The organism is Synechococcus sp. BSA11S, from assembly GCF_014224355.1.
Classification (GTDB): Bacteria; Cyanobacteriota; Cyanobacteriia; order PCC-6307; family Cyanobiaceae; genus Regnicoccus_A.
In genome coordinates this window covers 19,962-29,294 of sequence record NZ_VNWP01000020.1, presented here as the reverse complement: position 1 = coordinate 29,294, position 9,333 = coordinate 19,962, and the positions used below count along the sequence as shown (strand labels likewise).

The window sequence follows — 9,333 nt, the reverse complement described above, 5'->3', positions numbered from 1 at the left end:
CGCCACCTGAACTGAAATCCAAGGAAAGCCCAGGCTCCCGCTCAGGTGCCTGTCCTCTCAGAGCGGCGGACGGGCACTTGGGTGGATGAGAGCCGGCAGCGTGACCTCACCAACGCAGCAACAAGCCTCTGGAGGGGCTTGACGGTCTATAGGAGCATCCAATCGTCAGCTGAACAACGTGGTGGGATTACACAAGTAGGCGCCGAGATCTGGGCCATTGAGGCCTGCGGCCTGGATCACAGCGGCCAGCTTGTCGGATGCGCCCCACTGCTCCGGCGGCTTGCTGGTGGCCGGCACCAGCTGGCCCTCTTTCTGCCACTGACTGCGCCAGTTGTAGAGGGTCTGGGCGGTGATGCCGGTGGAGCGAGCAATCTCGGCCACGCTCTCCCGGTTGGGCGGGCTCATGCGATCGCGGATCTCGGCCCGCATGGCCTGGTCATAGATCGGTTTCATGGTCCTCGGTTTGGCCCCCTGGTGGATGGGTCAGACCGAGCGGACTTCTTTCCTGACGCAGGGGGGGCAGAGCAAGGCCAGCGGCGATCCACTGCACCAGAGCAAGTTGATCGTCGTTCAAGGGGGTGGTGCTGGATCTTCATTCAAGTATTGGATGCATCAGCCCCACCATCTCGCAGGATCGTCCACACCTGGCGCGCCACACCCTTCAGGGTCATGCCGGCCGCACCTGATCCCTGGGACACAGGCGCGTGTTGATCAGAAGGTCACCGGCACAGACGACCCGCTGGCCGCGTTGCATTCAGTCACATTCTGTTGCATTCACTGGCTAGAATGACTACGCAAAGAAAACATCAGCGGTTACGGGTGCTTACATCTTGAAATAACCGGAGAGCCCCTGCGAGGCAATGGATTTCGGGGTTCAGGAGGGTTGTCCGATGACATCAACAGATAGCATGAATATGCTGATATCGATAGTCACCGTTGATAAACGTGGTCACCTCTAAGCTTAGGAAAGCAAGCCAACGCCACGAAGCCTCCTCTGTGGCTTGTTCGTTCCTGATGCTACTTGGAACCACGTGGATCGCGCCCCACGCACTGGCCGCTGGTGAAGGCGTTCAAATCGAACATCTTTTGCCGAAGGTCACCGCTGGGTTCAGATACCCGGAGGAGGACCTGCCGAACAAGAAGCCAGGGACGAACAAACAGTTCCGCATTATGGAGCCTATGGCCGATCCGGATCATGAACTATCCTATCAAAGGCTAATCCACCAGCATCTACGCCACCGAAGCAGAAGGGTTAGTGGCAAATACGTTTACGCAAGTCTTTATTCAATGATTGCCGAGTGTCCCTTCCCTTTCCGTCACAGCTGAGCCGATGGTAACTTTTCAACCTCGTTCCAACTCTCTCCTGGGTTGCCTCCTTGGCCTGTGCGCTGCCGCAGCCACCTTTCTGACTCCCGCTGGACAGGCAGAAACTGTGGTGGAGCGCGCTGCGCGTACCGGTGTGATCAAGTTTGGTGGTCCCACGGACTTAATCCCCTCTTCCTACGTGGACGATCAACAGCAACTGGTGGGCTTTTCCATCGATGTGGCCGATCGGATCACTGCCGAGATATCCCGCATAATCGGCAAACCGGTCAAAGTTCTCTATGAACCTGAGCAAGATATCAGCAGGTTGATTGAACGGGTGCAGCGGGGAGAGGTGGACATGGCCTGCGGCATGCAATTCACCTGGGAGCGCGAAATGTTCAGTGACTTCACGATTCCCTACTCTCTCTCAGGGATCCGACTGCTGACCCGCGAAGGTGGCATTGATGGAAGCGCCGAATCTCTTCGGGGGCGTCGCATCGGGGTGATGCCAGACTCACTTGGCGATCGAACCGTCCAACAGCTCCAGCCCCAGGCCAATCGTGTCCCGTTTAACGCGGTGGACGACGGGATCCAGGCTCTGCTCGCTGGCCGTGTTGACGCGCTCGCTGGAGATTCCCTTGTGCTGGGCGGAACGATCCAGCGCCACGCCCGCAGCGGCTACCGGCTTGTACCGGGAAAGGCTTTCACCCGTTACGCGGTGGGCTGCATGATGCCCGAGAACAATCCAACAGCACGCAATCTCGCCAATCTGGCCATTGGCTCCCTGCTGCAGGGATACCTGAACAACGAACCAGCCTCCACCGAGCTGGTCGGGAAATGGGTAGGACCCAATGGCATCGTGAAGGTTCCGATCGACATGATCCGTGCCTACTACGAGATGGTTCTGATCACCCACGAACAGATCCAGACCCCCTCAGCTTCGACGACATCCAACTGACGAAAGGAATCACATGGAGATCAACACCCGCTCCGCCATGCTGGCCTGGATCCTGGCCTTGGCTGCACTCTGTCCAGTCCCTGCCATTGGCGCTGTTCTAGCAGACTCTGGACTGAGCGAATCAGATCGAGTCGACCGTCGCCTTAGTCGCATCAGTGAGGCATTGCGTGCTCAACAAGCATCGTTGCGAGATGACGTTATGCCAGTCATCGACGAAAGGCTTGCCTTCGGTTGGGCTGATGGCAAGGGGAATCGTGGCTGGGTGAACACCCGGTATGGCGGTGCTGCCCGTGGATCCAGGGGGAGCTGGGGCAACGCAAGAAGGTATTACGGTGGTCCTCGTCGTGCCTTCGCTAATGGCGGTGGCGGCTTTTATAACGGGGGCTCTCGTGGCCGCACGTTTGTGAACTGGTAGCCCACTTCTCACTTTGGCGCTTCGATGACTACAACCTCAAGCCAGCAGTTCACATACGTGCCGAGCTCTGTGGATTCCGGCGAGGATCAAATAAAGCGACTGAGCTATGGGCCTGTCTCACTGGTCGTGATCCAGGCGACACCATTCTGCAATCTTGATTGCGATTACTGCTATCTCCCCGATCGGGGCAATCGCAACCAGATGGATCCTGAACTCTTAGATCCGATTCTCGACGCTGTGCTCAGCAGCCCATACGCCCGCAACGACTTCACCCTTCTCTGGCATGCAGGTGAGCCTCTGACCATGCCGAGAGACTTTTACGACAATGCCAGCTCCGCGATCGCCCGAGCTGGCCGGAGATATTCAGATTACCCCCTACAGATCGCCCAAAGCATTCAGACAAATGCCACTCTGATTGATCAGCGATGGTGTGATTGTCTCCGGCGCAATGCTATCAACGTTGGGGTCAGTCTTGACGGACCAGCCTTCCTGCATGACGCCCATCGACGCACACGTAAGGGACTGGGGAGCCATGCTGCGACCATGCGTGGTATCGAGAACCTCCAGAAGAATGACATTCCCTTCAGCGTGATATCCGTACTCACTGAAACTTCCCTTGACCACCCCGACGAGCTCTTCCAGTTCTTCATCGACAACGGCATCAACGACGTTGGGTTCAACATGGAGGAAACAGAGGGCATGAATCGGCGCTCCAGCCTGGATCATGGCGGATGTGAAGAACGTTATCGACAGTTCCTCGAACGAATCTGGGAACTTACCCAGGAAGGTTCTCAGGAATTTCGCTTGCGTGAATTCGACGCCATTTTCTCACTGGCCTATACGGATAGCCGTCTGCTGCAGACGGACATGAACCAGCCCTTCGTGATCGTGAGTTTCGACCATCGTGGCAACTTCTCGACTTTCGACCCTGAGCTTCTCTCAGTGCGTACAGAGGCTTACGGAGACTTCAGCCTGGGGAATGTCTTCAATGATACCCTTGAATCTGTCACGCACACCGATAAGTTCCAGCAGATTGAACGGGACATGAGAGCTGGCGTGCTGGCCTGCAGGCAGGAATGCTCCTATTTCGGAGTCTGCGGGGGCGGGGCCGGCAGCAATAAATACTGGGAACGTGGCACCTTCGCATGTACTGAAACCCAGGCTTGTCGTTATCGCATAAAGATGGTGGCTGATGTAGCCCTCTCAGGTCTGGAAAAAACTCTTGGGCTGAGCAACACCCTATAGATTAGGGCCTCAGATCATCCATTATGAGACTAGTTTTCATGTGATGTCTGGTTTCGCTCAACGCAGCAGGCCTGGTGGATGGCTTGATACTTGGCAGCCGTGGAGTGAGGCAGGGGCTGGAGAATCACCAACGCATCAGAAAAGACTGATCAGCCCAGGCAGGGAATCATCTCATTTAACAACAATACCAAAAGATGGGTGACAGGATAGTGCTCAATCCGACAGTCACAGCTTCTCGATCATCTGCTTGCTGGATCTGAAGGCAGGAACGGTCACCTCGCCGATCTCCATCGTTGTTTCCAAGCCTATTCCCTTCAGGACCGAAAAGAGAGTAGAGACTGGCAAACTGATTACCAGTCAAACGTCCACTATGAACCGTGTCAGCCCAGCTATGCAGCAATTCAGTGCACATGAACTTAGCGAATCATCATCGTCTATTCGATTTACGAACTCCTGATCAGATTATCAACAGATGTAATCGAAGTGTCTCGTCAGACTAGGAGCCAAGTCTGCCTCGACTCACCTCATCGAGATCAGCAACCAAAGTCAAGCGTCTGTCCTTCACCACTGAATGTCAGTGGGATTGTCAATATTTTGCATGGTCAGAAGACGTGCTGCATCTGAACCATCACCTGCCAGCCATCAGCACCAAAGTCGTTTCTGCCGATCACCGTGCCTCCGCTTACCGTAAGGCGGCCCCCATCCCAGGGCGTAACACCAAGGGTTCCGCCCAGAGATGTCGAGGCCTGCTGATTTCCCTGAGACTCGCCATCATTACTGGTCTCTCCACCAATTCTGGAGAGTGAGTCTAAAGAAACCCAGACTTTGTCGGTGATGTCGTGCGTTAGATGTGCTTCAAGGGTGAACATCGGAGCCTGGGTGGTTTGATTCGGTACCAGTTCTGTATCTCCGAGACGGATTGTCCCTCCTTCAAGATCAGTCGGAATGAGAATGCTGGACAGGGGGGGACTGTTATTGGGGGTGTAGATGTCGACGCTGGGCAGTATCTCTAGGGTGGTGGTCTTCCCAGGCGTCCAATCGCGACTTAGCCGAATCGTGGTCGGCAGACCAGCGCGGAAAGTCCAGCGGTTGGTTCCAATATTGATCACTTTGTCACCGTCGTACTTGCCCGTGGGCGGCATCATCGCTGCCAGCCCATACATCACCACCGGAGGATTGGATTCAACCATGAACTTGGCATAGTCTGGGAGCTCCAGGCTCGGAGCATTCACAAGGCCTACCGTCAGATGCATGTACAAGTCACCAGGGCCGGAGGCATCCTGGCGAAACTTTTGTGACCCGGTGTCGAGCTCGGCATTCGCCCAGACGAACGGCACGCCGATGGACACCTGAGCTGACTGCCCAGCCAGGTCCGTGAAATGAACAAAAGTAGGAGTTAATACTGTGGTATCAATATTAAATTCTGGATAGACGATTCCATCGTCAATAGTCATGTTCCCTTCTGTGTAAAATCCAGTCATTACAAATATGCTTGTTCCCCGAGGGGCAAGCCACCATTGCCTAGGGCCGTACTGTTGAGCTTCGGCGCTAAGGCTCGAACCCAGTGCAAGGCAGGAACCCAGCAAAGTGATAGCCAACTGCTGTGCCCTGGCTCTCCATGACTGGCCTCGATGCAGAAATCCAAGAATCTTTTTCATTGTTAGATAGAGCGACGAAGCATTAAGAGGCTGAACCCGGGGGTCCCCGAGGCCACTGCCGCCACCATCAGGGCGATGGCCAGCGGCGCCTGATAGAGGCTTACCAATCTGCGGGGCGACTGATGCCGCTGGGATCCACCCCTTCGAGAGGCTTTGCCATTGACCTCATCGTCTCCTCGTGGATTGATCATTGTGGTGCCCTTCGATTGTCCTACATGTGATCCTGAACCAGTGATGATGGTGGTATCACCACCGCCTTGGCCGGGTCGTAGCGATCAAACAGGTTCAGCACCCGGGCTGCCTCGGCTCCGTTGCCCTGGGTCACGGTGATGGACCCGCCGTCGATCAGCGCGGCAACGGGCTCCGAGCTCATGTACACCTGGGCCCAGGCCTTGGGCGACAACCTGAGCACGATGTCCGCGTCCCGCGGGTAGGCATCGGGGTCGTCGATGAACTCGGCAACCGCCCGGCGCACATGCAGCCCGGCACTGGTACCGTTGGTGAACTCGAAACGCAGGACCTGATCGGTCTCGCCGCTCTTGGCGGGATCGATGCGCACCCGGAAGTAGTCCACATAGTTTTCCGGGAAGGCGGTGATCGTCTCTGCTGCCGGCGGCACCACCCGAGGCAGGGTGACCTTGCCTTCCAGGGCCAGGGCCTGGGAGAGCAGGTGGGCCCGGTTGTTGGCACCGGTCGACACATAGGCCATCTGGCGCAGCGCTTCGGCCTTGCGCGTCCGCACCGCTTCATCGGTGGGATCCAGACGGTAGAGGTAATTCACCAGCTGCGCAGCCCAGCTGTATTCCTTCTTCTCCATGGCGTCGTCTGCGGCGGCGAGCACCGCGCTTCGGCCCCCCATCAGCGGCACCATGCGCCTGGCCTCGTCCAGTGGCGCCACCGGCGACAGGTTCGCGGCGTCGTTGTCGTACCAGCCCACGGCCTGGTAATGGATGGCCGGCGGATAGGAGGACACCTCACCGTAGTTCTCCAGGTTGTTGGGCACCTCCTGCAGGTACGCGGGCAGGCGCACCAGACGACGCAGATCGTCGGGCCCTTTGCCGGCGAGGATGCCGCGAAGGCTCTGGTCGAGAACGAAGCTGGCGCCATCCAGGTAGCCCTGAAGGCGTTTGCGCACCTCTTCCTTGCCGACCACCGGGCGGGCGGCCGCGGAGATCAGTACCTCGGGCTCGAGGTTGCGGTTGAACTTCAGGCCCTCGATCCATTCGCGTGGGTCGCGGAACACATCGCCCCGCACCGAGTAGAGCTGCGGGGGGCTGCTCCACAGCAGGGTGGTGAGGAGGATCTTGCGGTCCGGCAGCCACACGGTGGTGTGCACCTTGTCGTCGGAGCCATACTTGGTGAAAAACTGCATCTTCTGCCCCAGCACGGTTCTCACCTCCCCGTCCTGCACCGGAGTGTTCACCGGCAGAAACGCGAACTCAGCGTCCTTGGGAAACGTCGTGTTCAGGACCCAGGCATCCGGTCCTTCGCTGGGCATGAAGGCATTGAACTGAATCAGTCCGCGCGCGGTGAGATAGGGGCCGATCTCCGGGAAATAGGCGGGAAAACCTGCCGCCTTCGTATTGGCTTCCACCACGGCATTGAGCTTCGGGTGACCGATCACCTGGATGGTCCTGTTCCCCTCGGCTAGGACCCCAGCGCCGAACACGGTGTGGGAGTGGCCGTAAATGATGGCCTTGATCGGCTTGTCGCTCACCGTGCGGATCGCTTTCAGCAACAGTTCGCCGTCGTGCTTGGTGTCGCCGGTGTCGAAGGCGATCAGTCCCTCGTCGGTGTCGATCACGGCAATCGGGGCCAGGCCATAGCCTCCAAACACCCAGACGCCCTCGACCGGTTCCTCGATGGTGGGCTTCAGCCAACCCACCTCCTCGATGCCGTCGAGGATGCGCTTGTTGGCAATCGCGCCGTTGGGGGCCTCCACGAGCTCCACCGGGCCGCCCATGTAGGGCGTTGGAGGCAGGGGAGAAGCGGGGGCCGGAGGATGCGCCGTGCAGATGGTGAGCGCGAACGCCACGGCGAAGGGTGTTCTCCTCGGCAGCATGAGCCTTGTCATTCGTCTTCCCATGTCTAGGCCTCCAATTGATTCAGTATTCGTACTCTCATGATCCATATGCAGAACCCATACGGGGGGGGGATTCATCAATGTTCACGCCTTCTGTTCGTTATCCACGGTTTGTGGTAGCTGCCGTGGCAGCCGAGTTGGTTCCCCCTGCCAATGGTGTCGTGCTGTTGTGTTGCTATCCTCAGTAGGATTCTCCAGCAGAGATGCCCACTGCACTCATAATCTGCGTGCCTTCGGTGGGGACCATGACTTGTATCGCTGTAGGTCTGGGTTGTACAGCCGCATGATCACATTGAGGCCAACGTCAGCGCGCTCGATCGGTAGCCAGTTTTCCTCGGGCAACCCATCGGGTTGTTCGGCGGCAATGACGATGCGGATGCCGCCGTCCTCGTCCAGCCGGTAGCCAGCATTCTCGCCAACGCTGTACTTCATACGGTCATTGGGGATGAAGAAACCGTTGTCAGTGTCATACAGCGTCACCGACCAGAAGGCTTCCGCTGGAGGCATCTCTTGCGGTGCCATCACGATCTCGTAGTCGTTCAGGGCGTTCATGCCTTTGCCGTCGGTGGTGTTCACCGGTGGATAGAGGGCCTCCTGGGCGGGCTGGCCGATCGGCCCGATCACCGACTGAATCGCCAGGAGTTCGGCGCTCATCTGGCCCTTGGGCTGGAAGGTTTTGGTCAGGTTGGCGAAGAGGAACTCCTCATCGTTCATCCTGGCCAGGCTCTCGGCGGCAAAGCGCTCGGCAGTCCGGCGCAAGGCCGCGCCGTCGATCTCCGCCACGGTGTCCGGGTCGTAGGCCTTACCCGGCTCCACACCAAGTGGCTTGAGAATCGTCAGTAGAGCGGTGTCGAGATCGTTCTTGGGGTTGAAGGTTGTGTGATTCACCACAAACTGCATGACTTCGAGAAACCGATCTTCGAAGATCTCGAAGTCGTTGCCGAAGTTGGGAAATCGGGCAGCGTCTTCTCTCAGGCTGAGGCGTTTCCCACGTTCTGTTTCCTTGCCGAGGAATGTTGACAGGCGAACCAGATCAACGCTGCGCATCGCAGCGCGGTTCCCCTCGAGCCGGTCGGGTTCGGCCGCGTGCGGCATCACGCGGAGAACCGCGCTGACGAAATCTCCACTCACCTCAAGCACCTTGTCCACCCCCTGTACCGGTGTGCCCGCGTAGCCAGGTGTCCGTTGGCTGTAAAACAGGATGGTTGATGGCTTCTGAAAGTCGCCGCGTGCTGTTGACAGCGGGATGTTCACATAGTGGTCGTAGGCAGTGACCATCAGTGAGACATAGGTTGAGTCGAAGGCAGGCATCTTCAGCACGACCGGCTCTTCTGTGACATCGATCATAGCGATGGTGTAGAGAGTGTCGTTGTTGGGCCGTGCGATGGCCTGCACGGTGTGATCTGCCAGATCGGTGTTGGCCTTGACGTGGTTGTAGCCACCCGAGCTCAATGGATTCTCTGGATCAAGCGCGAACTTGTTGTTCACATTGAACATGGCAACATAGGGGTAGCTGCGCAGAACGAGCTCTTGCCTCTCGGCCTCTGACAGCTTTGCCGGCACGGCTGAAACCATGGTGGGCAGGCTGGCAAGGACCATGCCGGCGGCAAGCAGCACAGCGAATAAGAGTGGCTCCGGTCTGAATCTCATCATTGGCGATACATCGTGG

Annotated in this window: 7 protein-coding genes; 3 read left to right on the top strand and 4 right to left on the bottom strand. The window is 57.8% G+C overall.

Annotated features, from left to right (window positions below):
• Positions 1-165: 165 nt before the first annotated feature.
• Positions 166-453, bottom strand: coding sequence for a transposase (locus FPZ61_RS13765; protein WP_185467154.1), 288 nt, complete (start codon positions 451-453; stop codon positions 166-168).
• Between the two features lie 877 nt (positions 454-1,330).
• On the opposite strand from FPZ61_RS13765, the gene grrP reads away from it, so the two are divergent.
• From grrP to grrM, 3 genes are read left to right on the top strand one after another with little or no spacing between them, the layout of a single operon-like run.
• The gene (gene grrP / locus FPZ61_RS13760; RefSeq protein ID WP_185474869.1) at positions 1,331-2,263 is read left to right on the top strand and encodes an extracellular substrate binding-like orphan protein GrrP; all 933 of its coding nucleotides are present in this window, start codon (positions 1,331-1,333) and stop codon (positions 2,261-2,263) included.
• Between the two features lie 13 nt (positions 2,264-2,276).
• On the top strand, positions 2,277-2,678 hold the full coding sequence (gene grrA / locus FPZ61_RS15960; protein WP_185467152.1) for a GrrA/OscA1 family cyclophane-containing rSAM-modified RiPP: 402 nt from the start codon (positions 2,277-2,279) through the stop codon (positions 2,676-2,678).
• A gap of 57 nt (positions 2,679-2,735) precedes the next feature.
• Positions 2,736-3,923, top strand: coding sequence for a cyclophane-forming radical SAM/SPASM peptide maturase GrrM/OscB (gene grrM, locus FPZ61_RS13750; protein WP_370594292.1), 1,188 nt, complete (start codon positions 2,736-2,738; stop codon positions 3,921-3,923).
• A gap of 602 nt (positions 3,924-4,525) precedes the next feature.
• On the opposite strand, the gene FPZ61_RS13745 is transcribed toward grrM, so the two are convergent.
• The 3 genes from FPZ61_RS13745 to FPZ61_RS13735 form a co-directional block, all read right to left on the bottom strand.
• Positions 4,526-5,377, bottom strand: coding sequence for a transporter (locus FPZ61_RS13745; RefSeq protein ID WP_185467150.1), 852 nt, complete (start codon positions 5,375-5,377; stop codon positions 4,526-4,528).
• Between the two features lie 415 nt (positions 5,378-5,792).
• Entirely contained in the window at positions 5,793-7,616 is a 1,824-nt protein-coding gene (locus FPZ61_RS15955; RefSeq protein WP_221630180.1) for an alkyl sulfatase dimerization domain-containing protein, read from the bottom strand.
• Positions 7,617-7,880: 264 nt separating this feature from the next.
• A complete protein-coding gene (locus FPZ61_RS13735) occupies positions 7,881-9,281 on the bottom strand; it encodes a DUF1214 domain-containing protein (RefSeq protein ID WP_221630179.1) in 1,401 nt (466 codons plus the stop codon).
• Positions 9,282-9,333: the final 52 nt, after the last annotated feature.

Bases quoted from the DNA above. Each gene is read 5' to 3' on its own strand.
- FPZ61_RS13765 (WP_185467154.1), bottom strand. From the start codon at position 453: ATGAAACCGATCTATGACCAGGCCATGCGGGCCGAGATCCGCGATCGC.
- grrP (WP_185474869.1), top strand. From the start codon at position 1,331: ATGGTAACTTTTCAACCTCGTTCCAACTCTCTCCTGGGTTGCCTCCTT.
- grrA (WP_185467152.1), top strand. From the start codon at position 2,277: ATGGAGATCAACACCCGCTCCGCCATGCTGGCCTGGATCCTGGCCTTG.
- FPZ61_RS13745 (WP_185467150.1), bottom strand. From the start codon at position 5,377: ATGACTATTGACGATGGAATCGTCTATCCAGAATTTAATATTGATACC.